Source organism: Micromonospora desertarenae, from assembly GCF_056150265.1.
Map to the genome: position 1 here is coordinate 236,957 of NZ_JAXCFQ010000010.1, position 23,822 is coordinate 260,778.

At 75.2% G+C, this 23,822-nt stretch carries 22 protein-coding genes; 11 read left to right on the top strand and 11 right to left on the bottom strand.

The genetic code is table 11. The features are described from left to right. Positions 1 to 298 precede the first annotated feature (298 nt). From SM577_RS21640 to SM577_RS21660, 5 genes are read left to right on the top strand one after another with little or no spacing between them, the layout of a single operon-like run. Complete coding sequence (locus tag SM577_RS21640) at positions 299 to 1,033, top strand: hypothetical protein (protein ID WP_474587829.1); 735 nt, start codon at positions 299 to 301, stop codon at positions 1,031 to 1,033. 35 nt (positions 1,034 to 1,068) lie between these two features. Then, positions 1,069 to 2,628, top strand: coding sequence for an acyl-CoA ligase (AMP-forming), exosortase A system-associated (locus SM577_RS21645; RefSeq protein WP_302921223.1), 1,560 nt, complete (start codon positions 1,069 to 1,071; stop codon positions 2,626 to 2,628). After that, entirely contained in the window at positions 2,625 to 3,848 is a 1,224-nt protein-coding gene (locus SM577_RS21650) for a pyridoxal-dependent decarboxylase, exosortase A system-associated (RefSeq protein WP_474587830.1), read from the top strand. The genes SM577_RS21645 and SM577_RS21650 overlap by 4 nt, the downstream gene beginning before the upstream one ends. Before the next feature lie 20 nt (positions 3,849 to 3,868). After that, positions 3,869 to 4,132 carry an acyl carrier protein gene (locus SM577_RS21655; RefSeq protein ID WP_302921225.1) on the top strand — a complete coding sequence of 88 codons (264 nt, stop codon included), beginning with the start codon at positions 3,869 to 3,871 and terminating at the stop codon, positions 4,130 to 4,132. Positions 4,133 to 4,146: 14 nt separating this feature from the next. Continuing rightward, positions 4,147 to 5,226 (top strand): hypothetical protein, encoded by a 1,080-nt coding sequence (locus SM577_RS21660; protein WP_474587831.1) that lies wholly within the window; start codon positions 4,147 to 4,149, stop codon positions 5,224 to 5,226. Positions 5,227 to 5,282: 56 nt separating this feature from the next. Here the strand turns inward: SM577_RS21660 and SM577_RS21665 are convergent, their stop codons facing one another. The 7 genes from SM577_RS21665 to SM577_RS21695 form a co-directional block, all read right to left on the bottom strand. Further along, entirely contained in the window at positions 5,283 to 6,320 is a 1,038-nt protein-coding gene (locus tag SM577_RS21665) for a TolB family protein (protein ID WP_474587832.1), read from the bottom strand. Next, the gene (locus SM577_RS21670) at positions 6,317 to 7,603 is read right to left on the bottom strand and encodes an MFS transporter (protein WP_474587833.1); all 1,287 of its coding nucleotides are present in this window, start codon (positions 7,601 to 7,603) and stop codon (positions 6,317 to 6,319) included. Before SM577_RS21670 ends, SM577_RS21665 begins: the two co-directional genes overlap by 4 nt. An 88-nt stretch (positions 7,604 to 7,691) precedes the next feature. Beyond that, entirely contained in the window at positions 7,692 to 8,813 is a 1,122-nt protein-coding gene (locus tag SM577_RS21675; RefSeq protein WP_302921230.1) for a DegT/DnrJ/EryC1/StrS family aminotransferase, read from the bottom strand. 2 nt (positions 8,814 to 8,815) lie between these two features. After that, positions 8,816 to 9,553 carry an acetyltransferase gene (locus tag SM577_RS21680; protein ID WP_474587834.1) on the bottom strand — a complete coding sequence of 246 codons (738 nt, stop codon included), beginning with the start codon at positions 9,551 to 9,553 and terminating at the stop codon, positions 8,816 to 8,818. After that, a complete protein-coding gene (locus SM577_RS21685) occupies positions 9,553 to 10,689 on the bottom strand; it encodes a DegT/DnrJ/EryC1/StrS family aminotransferase (RefSeq protein ID WP_474587835.1) in 1,137 nt (378 codons plus the stop codon). The genes SM577_RS21680 and SM577_RS21685 overlap by 1 nt, the downstream gene beginning before the upstream one ends. Next, entirely contained in the window at positions 10,686 to 11,651 is a 966-nt protein-coding gene (locus tag SM577_RS21690) for an NAD-dependent epimerase/dehydratase family protein (protein ID WP_302921233.1), read from the bottom strand. Before SM577_RS21690 ends, SM577_RS21685 begins: the two co-directional genes overlap by 4 nt. A gap of 61 nt (positions 11,652 to 11,712) precedes the next feature. Beyond that, the gene (locus SM577_RS21695; protein WP_474587836.1) at positions 11,713 to 12,786 is read right to left on the bottom strand and encodes a Gfo/Idh/MocA family protein; all 1,074 of its coding nucleotides are present in this window, start codon (positions 12,784 to 12,786) and stop codon (positions 11,713 to 11,715) included. 274 nt (positions 12,787 to 13,060) lie between these two features. On the opposite strand from SM577_RS21695, the gene SM577_RS21700 reads away from it, so the two are divergent. Beyond that, positions 13,061 to 13,690, top strand: a complete 630-nt coding sequence (locus SM577_RS21700; protein WP_474587837.1) for an acyltransferase — start codon at positions 13,061 to 13,063, stop codon at positions 13,688 to 13,690. 21 nt (positions 13,691 to 13,711) lie between these two features. Here the strand turns inward: SM577_RS21700 and SM577_RS21705 are convergent, their stop codons facing one another. Further along, entirely contained in the window at positions 13,712 to 16,360 is a 2,649-nt protein-coding gene (locus SM577_RS21705; RefSeq protein ID WP_474587838.1) for a cation-translocating P-type ATPase, read from the bottom strand. Positions 16,361 to 16,490: 130 nt separating this feature from the next. Between SM577_RS21705 and SM577_RS21710 the strand changes: the two genes are divergently transcribed. Beyond that, positions 16,491 to 16,967: a cyclic nucleotide-binding domain-containing protein gene (locus tag SM577_RS21710; RefSeq protein WP_302921237.1), complete on the top strand. Its 477-nt coding sequence runs from the start codon at positions 16,491 to 16,493 to the stop codon at positions 16,965 to 16,967. Positions 16,968 to 17,048: 81 nt separating this feature from the next. Here the strand turns inward: SM577_RS21710 and SM577_RS21715 are convergent, their stop codons facing one another. After that, on the bottom strand, positions 17,049 to 17,360 hold the full coding sequence (locus SM577_RS21715; RefSeq protein ID WP_302921238.1) for a hypothetical protein: 312 nt from the start codon (positions 17,358 to 17,360) through the stop codon (positions 17,049 to 17,051). An 81-nt stretch (positions 17,361 to 17,441) separates the two neighbouring features. Continuing rightward, positions 17,442 to 18,365, bottom strand: a complete 924-nt coding sequence (locus SM577_RS21720; RefSeq protein WP_474587839.1) for a hypothetical protein — start codon at positions 18,363 to 18,365, stop codon at positions 17,442 to 17,444. 229 nt (positions 18,366 to 18,594) lie between these two features. On the opposite strand from SM577_RS21720, the gene SM577_RS21725 reads away from it, so the two are divergent. From SM577_RS21725 to SM577_RS21735, 3 genes are all read left to right on the top strand, one after another. Next, positions 18,595 to 19,074 carry a GNAT family N-acetyltransferase gene (locus SM577_RS21725; protein WP_302921241.1) on the top strand — a complete coding sequence of 160 codons (480 nt, stop codon included), beginning with the start codon at positions 18,595 to 18,597 and terminating at the stop codon, positions 19,072 to 19,074. Positions 19,075 to 19,179: 105 nt separating this feature from the next. Then, the gene (locus SM577_RS21730; RefSeq protein ID WP_474587840.1) at positions 19,180 to 19,824 is read left to right on the top strand and encodes a hypothetical protein; all 645 of its coding nucleotides are present in this window, start codon (positions 19,180 to 19,182) and stop codon (positions 19,822 to 19,824) included. Positions 19,825 to 19,950: 126 nt separating this feature from the next. Continuing rightward, the gene (locus SM577_RS21735) at positions 19,951 to 21,279 is read left to right on the top strand and encodes a hemolysin family protein (protein ID WP_474587841.1); all 1,329 of its coding nucleotides are present in this window, start codon (positions 19,951 to 19,953) and stop codon (positions 21,277 to 21,279) included. A gap of 99 nt (positions 21,280 to 21,378) precedes the next feature. On the opposite strand, the gene SM577_RS21740 is transcribed toward SM577_RS21735, so the two are convergent. Beyond that, complete coding sequence (locus SM577_RS21740) at positions 21,379 to 21,786, bottom strand: PaaI family thioesterase (protein ID WP_474582035.1); 408 nt, start codon at positions 21,784 to 21,786, stop codon at positions 21,379 to 21,381. A 77-nt stretch (positions 21,787 to 21,863) separates the two neighbouring features. Here SM577_RS21740 and tyrS point away from each other — a divergent pair, with 77 nt between their 5' ends. Next, the gene (tyrS, locus tag SM577_RS21745; RefSeq protein WP_474582040.1) at positions 21,864 to 23,153 is read left to right on the top strand and encodes a tyrosine--tRNA ligase; all 1,290 of its coding nucleotides are present in this window, start codon (positions 21,864 to 21,866) and stop codon (positions 23,151 to 23,153) included. Positions 23,154 to 23,822 lie beyond the last annotated feature (669 nt).

Sequence of the window (23,822 nt, forward strand, 5' to 3'; positions counted from 1 at the left end):
CCGGGCCGGATCGCGCCACGGCCGGTCGGGGGCCACGTACGTCGGACGTTCGAGGGAGTCTGCGGTGGTAGACCGGAGCTGGTTCGGCGGCCCGCCGTGGTCCGTCCACTCTGCCGACGACCCGCGCCCCGCCGGGTGGCACCGTCGTCCCGCCCCCGGCCGGACGACCTGAATGGCGGTCCGGGTCGAGCCCATCACCGGGCCGCGGGTGGCGGCGGCAGGACAGTTCCTTCATACCCACCTTAACGGTCGAGTCCCCGTCCAGGCGTGGGTTCGCGCGGTCGACGTGCCCTGGCAGGTGGACGCCCCCAACCACGGCATGATGCTGGTCGGCGACGACGGTGCCGTGGTCGGCGTGCTGCTGGCCTTCTACGCCGAGCGCACCGTGGCCGGCCTCCCGGCCCGGTTCTGCAACCTCGGTGCCTGGTGCGTGCTGCCCGAGTACCGCTTCCACAGCCTCAAGCTGCTCAAGGCGCTGCTGGCCCAGCCCGGTCACCACTTCACCGACCTCTCGCCGAGCGGCAACGTGGTACCGATCAACACCCGGCTCGGGTTCCGCTTCCTGCCGACCACCACCGTGCTGCTGCCGAACCTACCCTGGCCCTCGCTGCCCGGCCGCCGCGTGGTCAGCTCCGACCCGGAGGTGATCCGCCGGACGCTGACCGGGCACGAGCTGGCGCACTACCTCGACCACGCCGACGCCCCGGCCGCCCGGCACGTCGTGCTGGTCGACGGCGACGAGTCCAGCTACGTGGTGTTCCGCCGCGACCGCCGCAAGGGCCTGCCGCTGTTCGCGTCGATCCTCCACGTCAGCAACCCGGCGCTGTTCCGCCGGATGCACCGGCCGCTGCTGCGCCACCTGCTGTTGCGGCACGGCGTTGTCGCCACCCTCGCGGAGCTGCGGCTGGTCGGCGCGCGCCCGCCGCTGTCGGTGCTGCTGCCGGACACCCGGCGCAAGATGTTCCGCAGCGACAGCCTCGACCCCGACGACGTCGACTACCTCTACAGCGAGTTGGTCTGCCTCAGCTGGTGACCCGGCGCCCGGACGAGAGGGACGGAACCCCCCACATGCCTACTCAGCTTCACCAGCTCGTCGCCGACGCGGCCGCCCGCCGGGGCGAGGCCCCCGCACTGACCTACCAGGACGACACGGTCAGCTACGCGCGGCTGTGGCGGGGCGTGGCCGCGGTCGGCGGGGGCCTGCGCCGGCTCGGCCTGGCGCGCGGCGACCGGGTGGCGGTGTGGACCGAGAAGCGGATCGAGGCGGTCGAGGCGGTCTTCGGCGCCGCCGCGGCCGGCGGTGTCTTCGTCCCGGTCAACCCGGTGCTGCGACCCCGGCAGGTCGGCCACATCCTGGCCGACTGCGCGGTGCGGGTGCTGGTCACCACCCCGGAGCGGTACGCGCTGCTGCGCGAGGAACTGGAGCAGGTCAAGTCGGTCGAGCACGTGGTCCTGGTCGGCGGCGCGGGCGACGGGACCGACCGCCGTACGGTGACCGCCTGGGCCGCGCTGCGCGACGGCGACCCGGTCCCGCCCGAGAGCAGCGGGATCGACGTGGACGTGGCCGCGATCCTCTACACCTCGGGCAGCACCGGCAAGCCGAAGGGCGTGGTGCTCTCGCACCGCAACCTGCTCGCCGGCGCGGCGAGCGTCAGCGGCTACCTGGCGAACTCCGCCGACGACGTGATCCTGGCCGTGCTGCCGCTCAGCTTCGACGCGGGTTTCAGCCAGCTCACCACCGCCTTCACCGTCGGCGCCCACGTGGTGCTGATGAACTACCTGCTCCCCGGCGACGTGGTGCGCCTCTGCGCCCGGCACCGGGTCACCGGGTTGACCTGCGTACCGCCGCTGTGGTCGCAACTGGCCGGCCAGAGCTGGCCGGCGGAGGCCAGCGCGCACCTGCGGTACTTCGCGAACACCGGCGGCCGGATGCCGAAGGCCACCCTGGAGCGGCTGCGCGCCGTCTTCCCCGCCGCGCGGCCCTACCTGATGTACGGGCTCACCGAGGCGTTCCGCTCCACCTACCTCGACCCGTCCGAGGTGGACCGCCGGCCCGACTCGATCGGCAAGGCCATCCCCAACGCCGAGATCCTCGTGGTCCGCCCGGACGGCACCTGCTGCGAGCCGGGGGAGGAGGGCGAGCTGGTGCACCGGGGCGCGCTGGTCGCCCTCGGCTACTGGAACGATCCGGTGCGCACGGCCGAGCGGTTCCGCCCCGCCCCCGGCCGGGACGGGAACCTGCTGCCGGAGCCGGCGGTGTGGTCCGGCGACACCGTGGTCCGCGACGAGGAGGGTTTCCTCTACTTCGTCGGGCGGGGCGACGACATGATCAAGACCTCCGGCTACCGGGTGAGCCCCACCGAGATCGAGGAGATCGTCTACGACAGCGGCCTCGCCCGCGACGCGGTGGCGCTCGGCCTGCCCGACCCGGTGCTCGGCCAGCGGGTGGTCCTGGTGGCCAGCCCGGCCGAGGGCGCCGACCTCGACCGCGCGGCGCTGCTGGCCGCCCTGAAGCGGGAGCTGCCGCCGTACATGCTGCCCCGGGAGATCGTGGTGCGCCCCGCGCTGCCCCGGTCGCCGAACGGGAAGTTCGACCGGAACCTGCTACGCCGGGAGTTGACCTCGTGACCCACCATCCCGCCGCCGCCTTCGACCGCGACGCCGGCCGGCTCGCCGTGGGCGGCGTACCGATCGACCGCCTCGCCGAGCGCGTCGGCGGCACGCCCTTCTTCGCGTACGACCGGCGGCTGCTCAGCGACCGGGTGGCGCTGCTGCGGGCCACCCTGCCGGGCGAGGTCCAGCTCAGCTACGCGGTGAAGGCGAACCCGATGCCCGCCGTGGTGCAGCACCTCGCCGGGCTGGTGGACTCCTTCGACGTCGCCTCCGCCCTGGAGATGCGCACCGCGCTGGACACGCCGATGCCGCCGCACCGGGTCAGCTTCGCCGGCCCCGGCAAGACCGACCCGGAGCTGCGCCAGGCCATCGCGGCGGGGGTCACCATCGAGATGGAGTCGGAGAACGAGGCCGACCGGGTCGCCGCGCTGGGCCGGCTGCTCGGGCTGCGGCCCCGGGTGGCGGTGCGGGTCAACCCGGACTTCGCGGTCAAGGGCTCCGGCATGCGCCTCGGCGGCGGACCACAACAGTTCGGGGTGGACTCGGAGCGGGTGCCCGCGCTGCTCAAGGAACTGGCCAACGCCGACGTCGAGTTCCTCGGCTTCCACGTCTTCGCCGGCTCGCAGAACCTGCGCGCCGACAGCCTCTGCGAGGCCCAGCGCCGCACCGTCGAGCTGGCGCTCCGGTTGGCCGAGGAGTCCCCGCTGCCGGTGCGCTACCTCAACCTGGGCGGCGGCTTCGGCATCCCGTACACCGAGCGGGACGGGCCGCTGGACCTCCCGGCGATCGGGGCGAACCTCGCCGAGCTGGCCCGCGGGCCGATCCGGCAGGGGCTGCCGGGGGCGCGGGTGGTGGTCGAACTGGGCCGCTACATCGTCGGCGAGTGCGGGGTCTACGTCACCCGGGTGGTCGACCGGAAGGTCTCCCGGGGCCGCACCTACCTGGTGGTCGACGGTGGACTGCACCACCAGCTCGCCGCCTCCGGCAACTTCGGCCAGGTGATCCGGCGCAACTACCCGATCGCGGTGGCGGAGCGCGTCGACGCCGAGCCGGCCGAGACGGTGACCGTCGTCGGTTGCCTCTGCACCCCGCTGGACCTGCTCGGCGACGCCGTCACGCTGCCCCGGGCGGACGTCGGCGACCTCATCGTCCTGTTCCAGGCTGGCGCGTACGGGCTCACCGCCAGCCCGACCGCCTTCCTCAGTCACCCGGCCCCGGCCGAGGTGCTGGTCTGATCGCCCGAGAAGGAGAAGCTGTGGACGTCACGCACGCGGAAACCCTCGACGAGGTCCGGGAGGTCCTGGTCTCGGTGCTCGGCATCGAGGACCGGGCGGCCGGGCTGGACGCGTCGACACCGCTGCTGGAGAGCCTGCCGGAGCTGGACTCGATGGCCGTGCTCGAACTGGTCGCGGCGATCGAGGAGCGGTTCGGCTTCACCGTCGACGACGGGGACGTGACCGCCGAGCTGTTCCAGACGCTGGGCAGCCTCGCCGCCTTCGTCGCCGACCGCCGGCCGTAGCCGGCGACCCGGGCGTGCGGCAGACCACGCGGCCGGCCGGCGGCCCCGCCGCGCCGGGCGGGCGACGGCGTCGCCGGGTGGCGCTCGGCGCGGCCGTGGCGCTGCTGGCCGCGGTGGCCGCCGGCGGCACGGTCGCGGCGGTGGCCGAGCGGGACACCGACCGGGCCGCCACCACGGGAGGGGAGCCGAGCGAGCCGGTGGCGAACGGGCCCGACGGTGCGACCTTGTCGGCGGCGCCCCGCGCCAGCGAACGGCTCGGCGCCCGGCCCACCGGTGCGGCCGGCGCCACACCGTCCGCCGCTACCGGGTCGGCGGACTTCCCCGGCGCCGGCAACACCGGGGTGCCCGACGGGGTGCGGCTGGACCGGTACTCCGGGCCGTGCACCATCACCCGGGCGGGCACGGTGATCGAGCGCCGGCACGTGCGCTGCTCGCTGCTGGTCAAGGCGGCGAACGTGGTGATCCGGTCCAGCCGCGTCGACGGCACGATCCGGCTGGAGGGCGGCGAGCACTCGCTGCGCGTCGAGGACTCCGAGGTCGACGGCGGGCAGGCCTACGAGCACACCGTCGGCTTCGAGAACCTCACCGTGCTGCGCTCCGAGATCCGGGGCGGGCAGACCAGCGTCAACTGCTACCGCAACTGCCTGGTCCAGGATTCCTGGCTGCACGGCCAGTACCTGCCCGACGGCGAGGACTGGCACCTCAACGCCTTCCTGTCCAACGGGGGCAGCGACATCCGGCTGGTGCACAACACCCTGGCCTGTGACCGGCGCGGCAACGCCAGCGGCGGCGGCTGCACTGCCGACGTGTCCATCTTCGGCGACTTCGGGCCCAACGCGAACTACACCATCCGCGACAACCTCTTCGTCGCCTCCGACCAGATGTCCTACTGCCTCTACGGCGGCTTCGACGAGAAGAAGCGGTACGGCACGCAGGTCAGCGGGATCGTGGTCACCGGCAACGTCTTCGAGCGGGGCGGCAACGGCCGGTGCGGCTCGTACGGGCCGGTGACCTCCTACGCCCGGTTGGCGCCGGGCAACGTGTGGCAGGACAACGTGTGGAGCGACGGCAAGCCGCTCGCCCCGTCGTCCTGAGCCCGGTCGGCGGGCACCCGTCGGCACACCCGTCCGGCCACCGGTCGGCGCACCGGTCACCGGACCACGGCCGGCGACCAGGCGTCGGCGACCAGCAGCCGCGGCTGCCCGCCGCCGTCGGCCGGGACGGCCCAGATGTCGCTGGAGGCCGACGTGGCGTCGGCGCGGGGCAGGCCGTAGACGACTGTCCGGTCGTCCAGCCACTCGACCTGGTCGTCGACGCTGCGGGTCTCGGCGAGCAGCGTCTCGGTGCCGGTCCTCAGGTCGTGCACGGCCAGCCGCCAGCGCCCCGGCGGCAGGTCGCCGTGCTTCTTGAACGCGACGCGGGTGCCGTCCGGCGACAGCGACGGGCACTCCGCGTCCTCGCGCAGCGCGGTGACCCGGCGCGCGGCGAGACTGCCCTCGACCAGCCAGGTCCGCCCGCCGGAGGCGGCGGTGGCGTAGAAGCGGTCGTCGTCGGCGAAGGTCACCCCCCACAGGTTCCGGTCGATCGCGGTGACCCGCTTCCCGTCCACGACCAGCGCGAACTCCTCGAGGTCGCCGAGCACCTCGCCGTCGACCCGGCTGACCAGGGTGCGGGTGGAGAACTGCCCCGGGTTGGCGTACGAGTCGCCCTGGACGAACGTGGTGGTCGCCGCCAGCGACCCGTCCCGGGACAGCCGGGCCCGGCTCGGCGTGCCCACCAGCGGCAGGTCCCGCCGCGGCGCCCAGTCGGCGTCGAGCACCTGCGCCCGGTAGGTGGTCACCAGGCCGCGGTCGGCGGCGAGGCAGAGCGCCTCGGCTCGGGTCGCGTGGACCCGCTCGCAGGAGGCCCCGGTGACCGCGCGCGGCCCGGCCGGCGCCGCGAGCGGCACCAGCGCCACCCGGCCGTAGTCGGGGCCCAGGGCAGTGTTCCGGAACACCAGGTGCGGCTCGCTCCGCACGGCCGGCAGGTCGGCGCGGGTCGGCGCGCCGGTCGCCGCCGCCCGCACCGCCACCTGGTCCTGCCGGACCCGCCAGACGAAGCCGCCCGCCCCGACCGCCACGACCAGCAGCACCACCGCCAGCACGGCCAACCGCGCCCGCGGGCCGAGCCCACCCGTCGGCTCGCTCATGTCGCCACTCCGCTCTCTCGCTCCGAGGCTCCCGGGCTGGCCGGCGTGGCCGGGTGGTCGGCGCCGCGCAGCAGCCGGACGGCCACCGGCACGACGCCGGCCAGCAGCACGGCGAAGAGCACCAGCGCCGGTCGCGGGCCGTACAGCTGCCAGACCAGTCCGAACAGGACGGAGGCGGCGAACCTGGCCAGCACCACGGTGGTCTGGGCGGCGGCGATCCCGGTGCCCCGGCTGTCGGCCGGCACCAGCCGGCTCACCAGGGCCGCCAGCACGCCGTCGGTGGCGGCGTAGCAGGTGCCGAGCAGCAGCAGGACGACGACGGTGAGCCCGACGCCGCCGCGGGGCAGCGCCGCGACCAGGTAGCCGCCGAGCAGCGCCAGGTGCCCGGCGACGAACACCCGGCCCCGGCCGACCCGGTCGGCGAGCCGCCCCAGCGGCACCGCCAGGGCCAGGTAGGCGACGTTGGTGCCCACGTACAGCAGCGGGAACCAACGGGCGGCGAAGTCGTCCCGGTCCTGCAGGGTCAGGTAGAGGAAGCCGTCGCCGACGGTCACCAGGCCCAGCAGCGCGGCGGCCAGCAGCGGTCGTCGCAGCCGTACCCCGGCGACCTGGGTGACGACCCGGCGCACGCCGGCGCGGACCGCGCCGGACGCGGTCGGCAGGTCGGGCACGAGCAGCACCAGCACCGCCAGCCCGGCGACCGCGAAGGCGAACGAGACCACGAAGACCGAGGCGTAGCTGCCCGGCACGGTGGCCAGCAGGGCGAAGGCGACCAGCGGGCCGGCGGCGGCGCCGATCGTGTCCAGCGTGCGGTGCACGCCGAACGCCCGCCCCAGCGCCTCCGGCCGGGACGCCGCCGCGATCAGCGCGTCCCGGGGCGCGGTGCGCAGGCCCTTGCCCAACCGGTCGGCGGTGACCACCGCGGTGACCGCCGCGAAGCCCGCCGCCGGCAGCATCGCCAGCCGGCTCAGCGCGGAGACCCCGTAGCCGGCCGCGGCCACCCACTTCGGCCGCCGGCCGCGGTCGCCGGCGTAGCCCCCGGCGATCCGCACCAGGGCGCTCACGCCCTGGTAGACGCCGTCCAGGAAGCCGTACGCGACCGGACTCAGGCCGACCACGGCGGTGAGGTACAGCGGCAGCACCGAGGCCACCATCTCCGAGGACACGTCGGTGAGCAGGCTGACCGTGCCGAGCAGCACGACGGTGCCGGAGACGCGGCGCAGGGCGGTCCGGGGCCGGTCCGGACCGGTGTCCCCCGGCCGGTCCCGCAGCGTCACGTACACGGTTTCCCACCTCCCGACCCGCCATCCGGCGGGCCGCCCACCGTCGGCCGCGCGCGGTACGCCCCGGCCGGCGGCCCCTCCCGACCCGTCAGCCGGCCAGCGCCGCGGTCAGCGCCGCCACCACGGCCTCCTGCTGGTCCGCGGTGATCTGCGGGTAGATCGGCAACGACAGCAGCTCGGACGCGATCCGCTCCGCCCGCGGGAACGCCCCCTCCCGGTGACCGAGATCGGCGAACGCGGGCGTGCGGTGCACCGGCACCGGGTAGTGGATGCCCGCGCCGACCCCGGCCGCGTTCAGCCGCGCCAGCACCCTGTCCCGCCGGGCCGGGGTACCGTCGCCCGGGATCCGGACGCAGTAGATGTGCCAGACGTGCTCGTTGCCCGGCAGGGTCACCGGGCGGGTCACGTCCACCGCCGCCAGCAGCGCGTCGTACCGGGCGGCGGCGGCCCGCCGCGCCGCGTTCCAGGCCGCCAGCCGGGCGAGCTTGGCGCGCAGCACCACCGCCTGGAGCCCGTCCAGCCGGCTGTTCACCCCGACGATGTCGTGCGCGTACTTGGTCAGGCCGCCGTGGCTGCCCAGCGTGCGGACCGTCCGGGCGAGCTCGGCGTCGGCGGTCACCACCGCGCCCGCGTCGCCGTACGCGCCCAGGTTCTTGCCCGGGTAGAAGCTCGTCGCGGCGATGCCGTCGCTGCCGGCCCCGCGCCCGTGCCGGGTGGCGCCCTGGCACTGCGCGGCGTCCTCGACGACGGCGACGGCGCGGCCGGCCAGGCCCGCCCGCAGCCGCTCCACCGGCGCCAACTGCCCGTAGAGGTGCACCGGGACGACCGCCCGGGTGGCCGGGGTGACCGCGGCCAGCGCCGCCTCGACGTCGATCAGGTACGTCTCCGGGTCGCAGTCGACCAGCACCGGTCGCGCGCCGGCCCGGGCGACCGCCTCCGCGGTGGCGATGAAGGTGTTTGTCGGCAGGATCACCTCGGCGCCGGGCCCGACGCCGACGGCGCGCAGCGCCAGTTCGAGCGCGTCGGTGCCGTTGGCCACCCCGACGCAGTGCGGCACCCCGCTGAACGCGGCGTACTCCCTCTCGAACGCGGCGACCTCGGCGCCGCCGATGAAGGCCGTGTCGGCGATGACCCGCTTGAAGCCGGCCTCCACCTCCTCCGCCACCTCCGCATGCGCGGCGGCGAGATCCACGAGCGGTACTCCCGGCATGGTCAGCTCCCCACAACCCTCGTCACGGCCAGTTCCCCCACCGCCGCCACCGACGCTGCCGGCGCCGGCCCGTGCTCGGTTCCCGCCGGCTCCTCGACCGGGCGCAGCCGCCGGGCCGGGTTGCCGGCCCACACCTCGCCGGGCGGCACGTCACGCAGCACCACCGAACCCATCCCGACCAGCGACCACTCGCCGACCGTGACGCCCTCGCGCAGCAGGGCGCCGGTGCCGACGTACGCGCCGAGCCGCAGCACCGCGCCGCCGCCGAGCCGGACGCCGGAGGCGATGGTCACGTGGTCGTGCACCCGGTCGTCGTGGGTGAGCACGGCGTGCGGCATCACCGCGACGTGGGCGCCGACGGTCACGTCCGCGGTGAGCACCGCGCCGGCCAGCAGCACGGTGCCGGGACCGAGGACGCTGCCGGCGCCGACCACGGCGGACGGGTGCACGATCGTGGCGTAGCGCCGCGCCGGCAGGCCGAGCCGCCGGACGATCCGCTGCCGCGCCCGGTAGTCGCGGGGACTGCCGACGCAGACGACGACCGCCGACTCCGGCAGGTCGGCCAGCCGGTCGGTGCCGCCGAGGATCGGTGTCCCGGCGCGGACGGTGCCGTGCAGCGCGGGGTCGTCGTCCAGGAAGCCGCGCAGCCGCCAGGTCGGGCGGGCCTCGTTGACCGCGCGGACCGCCGCGGCGGTCTCCCGGGCGAACCCGCCCGCGCCGACGATGACCAGGTCGCGCATCAGCGGGCCAGCTTGCGCAGCACGCCGACCACGTGGTCCTGGTCGGCCTCGGTCAGCGCGTGGTGCAGCGGCAGGATCAGCGAGTCGCGGGTCAGCCGCTCGGTCACCGGCAGCGGCGCGGGTGTCACGTCGGCGTACGCCGGCTCCAGGTGGGCGGCCATGATGCCGCGCCGGGCCGACACGCCCGCGGTGGCCAGCTCGGCGAGGACCTCGTCGCGGCCCACGCCGTACGCCGGGTCGATGAGCACCCAGAACGACTGGTAGTTGGTCTCGCCGTGGGCCGGGTCGCGGACCGGCACCAGGCCCTCGATGCCGGCGAGCAGGTCGTGGTAGCGCGCGGCGAGCGCGCGCCGCTGCGCCACCAGCTCGGTGAGCCGGCCGAGCTGGACCAGCCCGATCGCCGCCTGGATGTCGGTCATCCGGTAGTTGAAGGCTGTCTCCAGGTACGCCTCCAGCACCGGCTGCGCGCTGGCGTGCCGATCGGCGGCGGAGACGTTCATCCCGTGCTCGCGCAGCCGGCGCAGCCGGGCGGCCCACTCCGGATCGTCCACCGTGAGCATCCCGCCCTCGCCGGTGGTCAGCAGCTTCCGGGGGTGGAACGACCAGGCCGCGACGGTGGCGCCGGCGCCGACCGGCCGCCCGTACGCCGTGGCGCCGGCGGCGCAGGCCGCGTCCTCGACCAGCGGCAGCGCCCAGCCGGCGGCGGCCTCCCGCAGCGCGGCGACGTCGAACGGCACCCCGCCCTGGTGCACCGCGATCACCGCCCGGGTGCGTGGGGTGCGCACCGCGTCGACCGTCGCCACGGTCAGGTTGCCGGTGGCGAGGTCCACGTCGGCGAAGACCGGCTCCGCCCCGACGTAGCGCACCGCGTTGGCGGTGGCGATGAAGGAGAACGACGGCACGATCACCTCGTCGCCCGGGCCGATCTCCAGCAGCACCAGCGCCAGGTGCAGCGCGGTGGTGCAGGAGCTGACCGCCACCCCGTGGCCGGCGCCCACCCGCGCGGCGAACTCCCGCTCGAACCGGGCCACCCGCGGCCCCTGGGCCACCCAGCCCGAGCGGACCGCCTCGGCGGCGGCCTGCGCCTCCTCCTCGCCGAGCCGGGGGATCATCACCGGGATGCGCGGGCCGCTCATTTCTCGGCCCGCCACCAGTCGACCAGCCCCTGGAGCCCCTCGTGCAGGCCGATCTCGGCGCGGAAGCCCAACCCGCGCTCGGCGGCGGTGGTGTCGGCGAGCCGGCGGGTGACCCCGTTGACCGCGCGGGCCGGGCCGTGCTCCGGCGCCAGGTCGGACTTCATCACCTCGCTGAGCGCCCGGGCCAGCTCGACCAGGCTGGTCTCGGTGCCGCTGGCGATGTTGAACACCTCGTCGGTCACGTCCGCGCGGGCGGCCAGGATGTTGGCCCGGGCGATGTCGGCGACGTGCACGAAGTCCATCGTCTGCCGGCCGTCGCCGAGGATCAGCGGGGGAGTCCCGGCCTCGATCCGCTCCATCCAGCGGATCAGCACCTCGGTGTAGAGCCCGTGGATGTCCATCCGGGGGCCGTAGACGTTGAAGTACCGCAGGGCGACGTAGTCCAGGCCGTACATGCGGTGGAAGCTGCGCAGCATCCCCTCGTTGAACGCCTTCGCGGCGCCGTAGAAGGTGTCGTTGTGCCAGGGGTGGTGCCGCTCGTTGGTCGGGAACTCGTCGGCGAGCCCGTACACGGAGGCCGACGAGGAGAGGACCACCTTCCGCACCTTGGCGGCCGCCGCGGCCTCCAGCACGTTGAACGTGCCGTCGACCAGCACCTCGTTGGCCAGTCGCGGCTCCTCCGCGCACTGGGTGATCCGGATGGCGGCGAGGTGGAAGACCAGGTCCCGGCCCCGGGTCAGCTCGTGCACCAGCCCGGCGTCGCGGATGTCGCCCTCGACCAGCCGGACGCTGCCGTGCGGCAGGGCGTGGGCCAGGTTCTCCCGCCGGCCCCGGACGAAGTTGTCCAGCACCACCACCTCGGCCGCGCCGCCGGCGACCAACTGGTCCACCACGTGCGAGCCGATGGTGCCCGCGCCACCGGTGACCAGGGCACGCGCTCCGGCGATCTCAACGGCACTCATGCCGACACTCCGCTTCCGTCCGTGCCCCGCCGGGGCAGCGCGGGTGCACCGACGCGCCGCATCACGCGTCGATCCACTCGCTGAGGTTGACCGATCTTCCGCCGTCGGCGAGGCTGCGCGAGGCGGCCTCCAGGATGGCGATCACCCGCAGGCCGGCCCGCCCGTCGGTCAGGGCCGGCGTGCCGCTGCGGATCGACCGCGCGTACTCCTCGACCATGGTGCGCAGCGCCTCCCGCTCGGTCAGCGCCGGCGCCACCATGTCTCCCGAGCGGTACGACACCAGCATGTCCCGGCGCTGTTCGTCGCCGAGTTCCTCCGCCGAGGCCACGTCCACCCCCCGGTCGAAGATGGACAGCCGCTGGCTGGGGTTCAGGTCGTCCCAGACCAGGGTGCGTTTCGAGCCGCCGATGATGGTGGTGCGGATCTTCACCGGGGAGAGCCAGTTGACGTGGATATGCGCGATCGCCCCGGTGTTCAACCGCAGCGTCAGGTACGCGACGCAGGCGCGGCCCGCCCCGATCCGGTCCGCGCCGTGCGCGGCCACCGCGACCGGTGCCACCCCGGCCGGCAGGATGAAGTCGAGGATGGACAGGTCGTGCGGGGCGAGGTCCCACATCACGTCGATGTCGCGCTGCACCAGCCCGAGGTTGATCCGCACCGAGTCGAGGTACTGCAACTCGCCCAGGTCGCCGGAGTGCAGCAGGTCGCGGATGCGCAGCACGGCCGGCGTGTAGCAGTAGGTGTGGTCGCACATCAGCGACAGTCCCCGCCGCTCCGCCTCGGCCACCAGCGCCCGCCCCTGCGCGAAACTCGCCGCCAGCGGCTTCTCCACCAGCACGTGCTTGCCGGCGCGCAGCGCCGCCGTCGCCACCTCCAGGTGGGTGCCGGCCGGGGTGGCGATGGCCACCGCCCGGACCGAGTCGTCGGCGAGCACCGCGGTGAGGTCGTCGGTGGCCCGGACGGTCGAGTAGCCGCCCAGCACCCGCTCCGCGCGGCCCATGTCCAGGTCGCAGAGCCAGCGCAGCCGGAAGTCGGTGGACGCCTGGAAGTTGCGGACGAGGTTCGGCCCCCAGTAGCCGGCGCCGACGACGGCCACACCGATCGGGTCGTCGGCGGCGACGTGCGATGAGTTCACGGAGCATCCGTTTCGCTAGGCGGGACAGAGCGCGTTCGCGGAGGGGATCGGTGGGCGACGTCCGTCCGGCAAGCTAGCCACACCGTCGCCCGGTACGCCATAGCGCAGCCGGAAATCCGGCGGTGCCGCCGGGGTCGACAGGTCCGTTCGGGTTGTCCGCCGTCCTCGGACGGTTCGTTCCCGGTCCTGCGTCGGCTTGCTGACATCGGCTTTGTCGCCGAGCGTCTACCGTTCCCAGCCCGCATAGGATCGCCGCGGCGGGAAGGAGGCGGACATGACGGATGCCCACCGGGCGCGGCCGGACGGGGTGCGGATCGCCGCGACGGCCGACGTGGACGAACGGGCCACCATCCGTCCCGGCACCCGCGTCTGGCACCTCGCCCAGATCCGGGAGGACGCCTCGGTCGGCCGCGACTGCGTGATCGGCCGGGGCGCGTACGTGGGGCCCGGGGTCCGGCTCGGCGACAACGTCAAGCTGCAGAACCACGCCCTCGTCTACGAGCCGGCGGAGCTGGCCGACGGCGTGTTCGTCGGGCCGGCCGCGGTGCTCACCAACGACGAGTACCCCCGCGCGGTGACCCCGCAGGGGCGGCTCAAGAGCGGCGCGGACTGGACAGCGGTCGGGGTCCTGGTCGGCGAGGGCGCCTCGATCGGTGCCCGGGCCGTCTGCGTGGCACCCGTCGCGATCGGCCGGTGGGCACTGGTCGCGGCCGGTGCCGTGGTCACCCGCGACGTCCCCGACTTCGCGCTCATGGTCGGCGTCCCGGCCCGCCGGGTGGGCTGGGTGGGGCGGGCGGGCGAACCGCTGGTCGCCAAGGGCGACGGCCGGTACGTCTGCCCGCGCACCGGGGCCGAGTACCACGAGCAGGCGGGCCGGCTGACCGAGCTGCCCCCGGCCGGGTGAACCCCACCGGCCGGTCGCCGATCAGCGCGACCGCGCCGGCACGGGTTCGCCCTCGACCACCGGGTCACCGTCGAGGACCGGGTCACCGCCGCCCGGCGCGCCGGGCGCCGCGGCCCGCGGCCGGCGGGCCAGCCACAGCACCAGCCCGGGCAGCACGCTCACCGCGGCGCAGGCGAGCAGCTCCGCCGCGCCGAGCGGCGCGGTGCCGAGCAGCTCCCGCAGCGGCGGCAGCAGCACCCCGGCCACCTGGAGCAGCGCCGACACCGCCACCGCGACCGGCAGGGCGCGGTTGCCGCGTCCGGCGCCGCGCGGGCGCGGCGCGCGGACCGCGAGCGCGACCCCGAGCTGGGCCAGGCCGAGGACCACGAAGACCACCGACTGCCAGGGGCGGTCCCAGTGCCGGGCGAGCACCCCGGCGCCGAGCACCACGGCGGCGATCAGCGCCCCGGTGACCAGCACGTCCCGGCCGAGGCCCGCGCCGAGCACGGACTCCTGCGGGGAGCGCGGGGCCCGCCGCAGCGTGCCGGGCTCCGCCGGCTCCGCGCCGAGCGCCACCCCCGGCACCCCGTGGGTGAGCAGGTTCACCCAGAGGATCTGCGCCGGCAGCAGCGGTACGGCCAACCCGAACAGCGGGCCGAGCAGCATCACCGCGATCTCGGCGACCCCACCGGAGAGCGCGTAGCGCAGGAACCGGCGGATGTTGTCGTAGATCCGCCGCCCCTCGCCGATCGCGGCGGCCACCGTGGACAGGTCGTCGTCGACCAGCACCAGGTCGGCGGCCTGCCGGGCCACCTCGGTACCGCCGCCCATGGCCACCCCGATGTCGGCGCGGCGCAGCGCCGGGGCGTCGTTGACGCCGTCGCCGGTCATCGCCACCACGTGCCCCCGGGACTGCAGACCGGCGATGATGTCCAGCTTCTGCTCCGGCTGGGTGCGGGCGTACACCCGGGTCTCGGGATGCGCCCGGGCCGGGTCCTCGTCGTCGCCGCGGACCAGCGGGTCGCCCTCGCGCCAGAGCCCGAGCTGCCCGCCGATCGCCGCGGCGGTCGCCGGGTGGTCCCCGGTGACCAGCACCAGCCGCACCCCGGCGGTGTCGAAGCTGCCGGCGATGTCCGCCGCGCCGGCGCGCAGCGGGTCGCCGACGGCGACCAGCCCCACCGGCCGCAGCCCGGTCGGCCGGGCCGGGTCGGCCGGTGGCGCGCCCAGCAGAGCGGACGCGACCGCGAGCACCCGCAGCCCCTCGCCGGCCAGCCGGTGCGCGGTGGCGGTCAGCTCGGCGATCTCCTCGGCGGTGGCGTCCAGCACGGACGCGGTCAGCACGTTCTCCGGCGCGCCCTTGCACACCACCAGGTACCGGCCGTCGCAGGAGCGGTGCACCGTGGTCATCCGGCGCAGCTCCTGGTCGAACGGGTGCTCGACGACCCGCGGCCAGGCCGACCGGGTGGCCGACGGATCGAGGCCGCAGCGCGCGGCGAAGGCGACCAGCGCCGCCTCCAGCGGGTCGCCCACGGCGGTCCACTCCGGCCGCTCGTCGGTCGGCGGCGCCAGCGTCGCGTCGTTGCAGAGCAGCCCGGCCCGGGCCAGCCGGCGCAGCTCCTCCGGTACGGCCACCGGCTCGCCCCGGCGGTGCACCGCGCCGTGCGGGGCGTAGCCGCGGCCGGTCACCGCGTACCGGGCGCCGTCGGTGGTGACGGCCTGCTGCACCGCCATCCGCCCCTCGGTGAGCGTCCCGGTCTTGTCGGAGGCGATCACCGTGACCGAGCCGAGGGTCTCCACGGCGTGCAGCCGGCGCGGGATGGCCCGGGCCCCGGCCATCCGGCGGGCGCCGAGGGCGAGGGCGAGGGTGACCACCGCCGGCAGCGACTCGGGCACCGCCGCCACCACCAGGCTGACCGCGGTCACCGCCATGTCCACCACCGGCCGCCCGCCGAGCACGCCGATCACGAAGACCAGCCCGGAGAGCAGCACCGCGGCCAGCCCGAGGACGCGGCCCAGCGAGGTCAGCCGGCGCTGCAACGGCGTCGCGGCCGGCCGGGTGGCCGCCACCAGCGCGCTGATCCGGCCGAGCGCGCTGGCCGGGCCGGTGCGCACCACGGTGCCGGTGGCCCGGCCGGTGGTGACCACCGTGCCGGCGCTGGCCTCCTCGCCGGCGTCCCGGCCGACCGGCACCGACTCGCCGGTCAGCGCCGACTCGTCCAGGTGCAGCCGGCTGGCCTCGGTCAGCCGCAGGTCGGCGGGGACCACGTCGCCCGCCTCGACCCGCACCACGTCGCCGCGGACCAGCTCGGCGGCGGGCAGCACCGCGTCCCGGCCGTCGCGCAGCACCCGGGCGGTGGGCGCGGCGAGCTGGTCGAGCGCGGCGATGGCCCGGTCGGCGCGTACCTCCTGGACCACCCCGATCGCGGTGTTGACCAGCACGACCAGCACGATCACCGCGGTGTCCGGGTAGTCGCGCAGCACGGTGGTGACCACCGCGGCGGCCAGCAGCAGGGCCACCAGCGGGTCGGTGAGCTGGTGCAGGATCCGGGCGGCGAGGTGCCGGCGGGGCGGCGGCGACGCCGCGTTCGGCCCGTCCGCGCGCAACCGCGCGGCGGCCTCCGCCGAGCCGAGCCCGCCGGTCGGCTCGATCGGGGTGCCCACCGCCACGTCCACGTCCACCCCGGTCGCCACATCACCCTCCGCCGCTTCGCCGCGCGCCCCGCGGCACACCGCCCCGCTCTCCACCCTCGCGCCGCCGGCCCGGATGCGGTCGAATGGGACGACCGGCCGGTCCGGCACACCCACCGGAGAGGGGTACGCGATGACCACCCTCGACGTGCTCCGCGCACACCCCTTCCTCGCCGGGCTCCCCGAGCCGTGGCTGCCCCGGTTGGCCGGGTACGCCCGCCCGGTGGTCTGGCACCCCGGGCACCGGCTGTTCCGCGCCGGCCAGCCGGCCGAGCGGTGCTGGCTGGTCCGCGACGGGCAGGTGGCGCTCGACTTCGAGGTGCCCGGACGGGGTGACGTGGAGATCGAGGAGATCGGGCCGGGCGGGGTGCTCGGCTGGTCCTGGCTCTTCCCGCCCTACCGCTGGCAGTTCGGCGCGGTGGCGGTGCGCCGCAGCACCGCCGTGGAGTTCAACGCCGCCGGGCTGCGCCGGCTGATGGAGTCCGACGACGCGTTCGGCCGGCAGCTCACCACGCGGTTCATGAGCGTGGTGGTGGACCGGCTGCACGCCGCCCGGGGCCGGCTGATCGAGCTGTACGGCTACCCGACGCCGGAGCCCGGCGCGGGCTGACCCGCGCCACCCGTGCGCCGACCGGCCCCGCCCCGCGCGGCGGCCAATCCGGCGGCACCGCGCGGCGCGGGCCCGCCGCCGTCAGTCGTCGCCGGGGACGTCCACCCGGCGGCGCACGACCAGCTCGTCGACCTCCAGCCGTCCGATGCGCAGCTCGCGGATCACCGCCCGGCGGATCGCCAGCCGCCCGATGGCCAGCACCGCCACGGCGCCGGCCCCGGTGGCCAGCGCGCCGATCGCCAGCGCGCCGACGGACGCCGCGCCGCCGGCCCGGGCGCCGACGGCAGCCGCCCCGGTCGCCGCCGCGCCGACCGCCCGGGCGCCGACCGCCGTCGCGCCGGACGCCCGCACTCCGCGCGCACGTCGGACTCCGCTGCCCACCAGTCTCCTCATCGGGTCATTGTCCGCCCGCCGTCGCCGGCCGGCACGCCGTTCCACCGGGGTGCGATCCGTCGGCGGGGGACCGGGTGGTGCTCAGCGGGGATCGCGGCGGTCCGCGACGGCGTACGCGGTGGCCGCGGTGAGCGCCGAGACGGCCAGCACGGCGGGCCAGGCGCCGATGCGCCGGGCCAGCGGGTGCGACAGGCCGAACGCCCCGAGGTAGGTGGCGACCAGCGCCGTCGTCACCGCGGGGCTGGTCCGCCGGGCCCACTCCCGTCCGGCCAGGACACCCCCCGCGGCGAGGACCACGCCGCCGAGGGGACGGTTGCCGGTGCGGCGGGCGAGTTGCCACCCGCCGATGAGGGAGCCCGCGGTGGTCGCGGCGGTGGGCAGGCGCATGCCACCGACCGTACTCGGCCGGAGGACCATCCGCGGGCCGATGCCGCCCGCGGACGGGCCGTCCCGGGCCGGAGCGCCACCGGGGGGGGCGAGTGGCGCGTCCGGTCCGGGACGGCCGGGGGCCCGCCCGGCGCCGGGGCCGGTGCGGGGCGGGGGCGGCGGACCGCCCACCCCGCCCAGGGCAGCGGTGGGCGACGGGGGGGTGCGGCCGCAGCAGCCGGGCCCACCAGGGGCGCGCCGGCCGGGCGCGGGCAGCCCCTTCAGGCTCACCCAGCCACCCGGGCCCATGGTCACCGCGCCGATCGCCGGCGGGCGCCGCCGGCCGACCGCGACCACCCCGGCGGCGAGCAGGCCGGCGGCGAGGACGCCGGCGCCGGCGGCGAGCAACCGGTCCGGGTCCGGCACCGGCCGGTACCGCACCCGCCCGCCGGACAGGACGAACGCGCCGACCGGGCGGCCCTGGTGGGTCACCGGCACCAGCGCGGCGCCGGGCGTGCCGGGCAGCTCCAGCACCGGGCCGACGGGTCCGCGTACCGCCGGCTGGCCGGGCGGCTCGGACGCCGGCCGGACCGGCGGGGCCAGCGGGGCGGGCCCGGTGGGGTTGAAGATCGCGGTCATCGCGGCACCTCCTCACGGGAGTCGGATCCGGGACCGGCCGGCCGCGCCGTGGCCCGGCTCCGGTCGCCCTCCGCCCTGCCGTACGTCGACATCCCGGCCTCCGCTCCGCCCGCCGTCTCGGCATCCGATTCATTGGTAGCAATGCCGGCGACGGCCCGGACAGGGCCGGACGGGGTGGCTGGCGGGCCGGAGGTCCCGGATGTCACACCCCCGTCCTATCCTCGGGCCCGTGACCGCCGACCTGCAGCTCCGCCCCGTTCACGACGACGACCTGCCGGAGTTCTACCGGCACCAGCTGGATCCGGAGGCGATCCGGATGGCCGCCTTCACCGTCGACGACCCGGCCGACCGGGAGGGCTTCGCCGCCCACTGGAAGCGGGTGCGCGGCAATCCGGAGATCGTCTCCCGCACCGTGACCGTCGACGGCCGGGTGGTCGGGCACGTGCACGCCTTCCCCGTGGGCGAGCGCACCGAGGTCAGCTACTGGATCGACCGGCAGCACTGGGGCCGCGGCTACGCCACCCGGGCCCTGGCCGCGCTGCTGCGCGAGGTGCCCAAGCGTCCGCTGCACGCCCGGGCCGCCAAGGACAATGCCGGCTCGCTCGCCGTGCTGCGCAAGTGCGGCTTCGTCATCTGTGGCGAGGACCACGGCTACGCCGCCGGCCGCGGCCACGACGTCGAGGAGTACCTGCTGGAGCTCACCGGCTGAGCCGCCGCGGCGCCCGCCCGGTCCGCGGCCCGCTGCCGGCGCCCGCCCGGTCCGCGGCCCGCTCCCGGCGCCGGCACCGCCCGGCGCGGGCACTACCCTCGCGGGGTGAACTGGCTGGATCTGATCGGCTGGGCCGGCTCCGCGCTGCTGGTCTGGTCGCTGCTGCAGGCGCGCATCCTGCGACTGCGCGCCCTCAACCTGCTCGGCTGCCTGGTGCTGATCGGCTACAACGCCGCGCTGGCCGTCTGGCCGATGGTCGGGCTCAACGTGGTGCTGGCCGTGATCAACGTCTGGTATCTGCGGAAGATGCTGGCCACCCGGCACGACGAGGAGACCTACCGGGTGGTCGAGGTCGGCGTCGACGACCAGTTCCTCGCCCACACCCTGCGGGTGCACGGCGCCGACATCGCCCGGTTCAACCCCGGCTTCCGCTGGCCGCCCGGCACCGCCGCCGAGCGCTCGGCCTTCCTGGTGGTCCGCGCGGACGAGGTGGTCGGCGTGGTGCTCTCGCACGCCGAACCCGGCGGCGTGGCCCAGATCGACCTCGACTACGTGACCCAGCGGTTCCGGGACTTCACCCCGGGCGAGTTCGTCTACCGGCGCAGCCGGCTCTTCACCGACCGGGGCTTCCGCCGGGTGGTCAGCCCGCCCGGCATGGTCGCCCCCTACTACCACCGGCTCGGCTTCCGCCCGGAGGGCGGCGCGTACGTGCTGGACCTCCCGGCGCCGCCGGCCGGCGGGCGGGCGTAGCCCGGGTCACCCGGACGGCGGAAGCAGGATTCACCGCCCGGTCCGCGGGGCACAGATGCGCGTACGCCGGCGGGGCCTCCGCCCGGCGGCGCCGATCGGCGTGGTCCGTGCGAGGGAGAACCGGGCGTGCAGAGCTACGGGAGCCAGCTGGCCCTGGTCGGAGTCCTGGTCGTCCTGAACGCCCTCTTCGCCGGCAGCGAGATGGCCCTGGTCTCGCTGCGGGACAGCCAGGTCCAGCGGCTGGAGCGCACCAGTCGGGCCGGCCGGGTGCTGGCCCGCCTCGCCACCGACCCGAACCGCTTCCTGGCCACCATCCAGATCGGCATCACGCTCGCCGGCTTCCTGGCCTCGGCCGCCGCCGCGGTCTCCCTGGCCCGGCCGCTGGTGCCGCTGCTGGGCGCGCTCGGCGGTGCGGCCGAACCGGTCGCCATCGTGGTGGTCACCCTGGCGCTGACCTTCGTCACCCTGGTCTTCGGCGAACTGGCCCCGAAGCGGATCGCCATGCAGGTGCCCGAGCGCTGGGCGCTGCTGGTCGCCCGCCCGCTGGACCTGCTCGCCTCCGTCACCCGGCCGGCCGTCTGGGCGCTCGGCGCCACCAGCGACCTGGTGGTGCGGCTGGTGGGGCTCAACCCGCAACCGCAGCGCGACGAGATCAGCCCCGACGAGCTGCGCGACATCGTCGCCGGCAACCACGGCTTCACCAAGGAACAGCAGACCATCATCGCCGGCGCGGTGGAGATCGCCGACCGGCAACTGCGCGCCGTGCTGGTGCCCCGGTTGCAGGTCTTCACGCTGGACAGTGGCACCACCGCGGAGGCCGCCCGGCTGGTGCTCGCCGCGTCCGGGCACTCCCGGGCGCCGGTGGTACGCCACGGCGGCCTGGACGACGCGGTCGGGGTGATCCACCTGCGGGACCTGGTCGGCGTGCCGGACGACCGGCCGATCGACGACTGCGTCCGGCCGCCGATGCTGCTGCCCGACTCGCTGCCGGTGGTCGACGCGCTGCGCCAGTTCAAGGCGGAACGCCAGCACATCGCCCTGGTGGTCGACGAGCGGGGCGCCGTCGACGGGATCGTCACCCTGGAGGACATCCTCGAGGAGATCGTCGGCGAGATCTACGACGAGACCGACCGGGACCTGGGCGCGGTGCGCACCGAGCCGGACGGCGCGCTGTTGCTGCCCGGCACCTTCCCGGTGCACGACCTGCCGGACCTCGGCGTCGAACTGCCCGGCCGACCCGAGGGTGACTACACCACCGTCGCCGGGCTGGTGCTCGCCTGCCTCGGCCACATTCCCACCGTGGCGGGGGAGAGCGTCACCGTCGACGGCTGGGACCTGGTGGTCACCCGCATCGCGCACCGCGCGATCGCCGAGGTGCGGCTGCGCCGGTCCGAGCCCAGCGGCGACGACCCGGATCCGGACGCCGAGCCCCTGCTGGACCGGGCGGGCGGCTGACCCACGGCCCGGTCTGGCCGCCGGTCGGCCGGACCTCGGGTCGTGTCCCGCGCCCACCCGGGCGTCGCCGGACCCGCCGCGCCGGCGGGCGGGGGGCGGTCAGGCGGGGGAGAGGTTCTGCAACCGGACCTGGCCGCGGGCCACCAGCCGGGCGTCCGCGTCGGTGATCTCCACCTGCCAGAGCTGCTGGCTGCGGCCCCGGTGCACGGGCGTGCCGACCGCCGTCAGCTCGCCGTCGCGGACCGCGCGCAGGAAGTCGGTCTGGTTGGACACGCCGACCACCTGGCCGCGGTCGGCCAACCAGAGGGCGCCGCCCACGCTGGCCGCCGTCTCCACCACCGCGCAGTACACCCCGCCGTGCTGGATGCCGTACGGCTGGTGCAGCTCCGGGCGGACCTGCCAGCGGATGACCACCCGGTCCCCGCTCACCTCGTCGAACTTCAGGCCGAGCAGGGCGACGAAGCCGCCCGCCATCTCCGTCGTCTCCACGCAGCCCTCCTCGATCATGGAACGCCAGCGTATCGGGGACCGGCTGGGCAAACCCGGTACGGGTCACCGCCCGGGATGGGGGAGAATCGGTGACCGTGACCGACACCAGCCTCCCGCCGCCGGGGCGGGACTCCCTGACCGAAGACCTGCTGTGGCGTGGCCTGATCCAGGACTCCACCGGCATCGACGAGCTGCGTACGCTGCTCGACGGCCCCCGGGCGGCCTTCTATGTGGGCTTCGACCCGACCGCGCCCAGTCTGCACGTCGGCCACCTCGTGCAGGTCGCCACGGCCCGCCGGCTCCAGCTCGCCGGGCACCGCCCGCTGCTGCTGGTGGGCGGGGCGACCGGGCAGATCGGCGACCCGAAGGAGAGCGCCGAGCGCACGCTCAACCCGCCGGAGGTGGTCGCCGGTTGGGTGGCCCGGATCCGCGACCAGCTCGCCCCGTTCGTCTCGTACACCGGGGAGAACGCCGCGCACCTGGTCAACAACCTGGACTGGACCGGCGAGATGTCGGTGGTCGAGTTCCTCCGCGACGTCGGCAAGCACTTCCCGGTGAACAAGATGCTCGCCCGGGAGGTGGTCAAGGCGCGGCTGGAGAGCGGCATCAGCTTCACCGAGTTCAGCTACCAGTTGCTGCAGGCGAACGACTTCTTCGAGCTGCACCGCCGGCACGGCTGCCAGCTCCAGTTCGGCGGTTCCGACCAGTGGGGCAACATCACCGCCGGGGTGGACTACGTCCGCCGCCGCGGCGCCGGGCCGGTCCAGGCGTTCACCACGCCGCTGGTCACCCGGTCGGACGGGACGAAGTTCGGCAAGACCGAGGGCGGCGCGGTCTGGCTCGACCCGGAGATGACCAGCCCGTACGCGTTCTACCAGTTCTGGGTCAACGTCGACGACCGGGACGTGAACCGGTACCTGCGGTTCTTCAGCTTCCGCTCCCGGGAGGAGCTGGAGGCGCTGGAGAAGGAGACCGCCGAGCGTCCGGCGGCGCGGCTGGCCCAGCGGGCGTTGGCCGAGGAGCTGACCGCGCTGGTGCACGGGGAGCGGGAGATGGCCCAGGCGGTCGCCGCCAGCCAGGCGCTCTTCGGTCGGGGTTCGCTCACCGACCTCACCCCGGCGACGCTGCGGGCCGCGCTCACCGAGGCGGGCCTGGTGCACGTGGGCGGGGAGCTGCCCGACATCGCCGCGCTGATGCGCGAGTCCGGGCTGGTGCCGAGCCACAAGGAGGCGCGGCGGGTGATCGCGGAGGGCGGCGCCTACCTGAACAACAACCGGGTCACCGACGTCGACGCGCGGGTCTCCCCGGAGGACCTGCTGCACGGCCGGTACCTGGTGCTGCGCCGCGGCAAGCGGTCCTTCGCCGGGGTCGAGGTGGAGAGATAGCCGTACGTCGACGGTGTGACGCGGGACGCGCCCGGTGGATTTGACGATCATTCCGCCGGGCGCGTAACTTTCTCTCTGCCAGCGCGGAACGGACGAAAAGGGCGAAAGTCCAGAGGCCGGAGCGCGGGAACAACCTCAGGCTCCGATGGGTTGACATCATCGGGACCTGGACCGGGCGGTGCCCCGGATTCGCCGAGGGGCGGATTTGGTGAGGCGGAACCGACCGGGTATGGTTGACGACCGGCAGGGCACCGGGCGAGCTAGCGGGAGACCGCGGCGGCCGGCCTGTCGAATCCGCGAACGGAACGGCTATCAGCCGCGCTCTTCGTGGTGCCCGGAAATCGGGTGGAAGCATGGCAAACCGCGAAATACCGGTTTGACACGGCGGAAACCACCGGGTAACGTAGTAAAAGTGCCCGGCGCGAGAGCGGCGGGTGGATGGACGAGATGCCCCGGGTGGGGGCTCCACGGTGTGGGGTTCCTGGTCTGGTGTGTGGTTGTTCTTTGAGAACTCAACAGGGTGCTTGATAAGCCAGTGCCAATTTGATTTATACCCCGGACTGGCTGACCCCTCTTTGGGGGGTTGGTTGGTTGGGATTCCTTTGGCAACACTTTTGTTGTCGGGATTGCTGTTCGACAAGTTTTTGTTGGAGAGTTTGATCCTGGCTC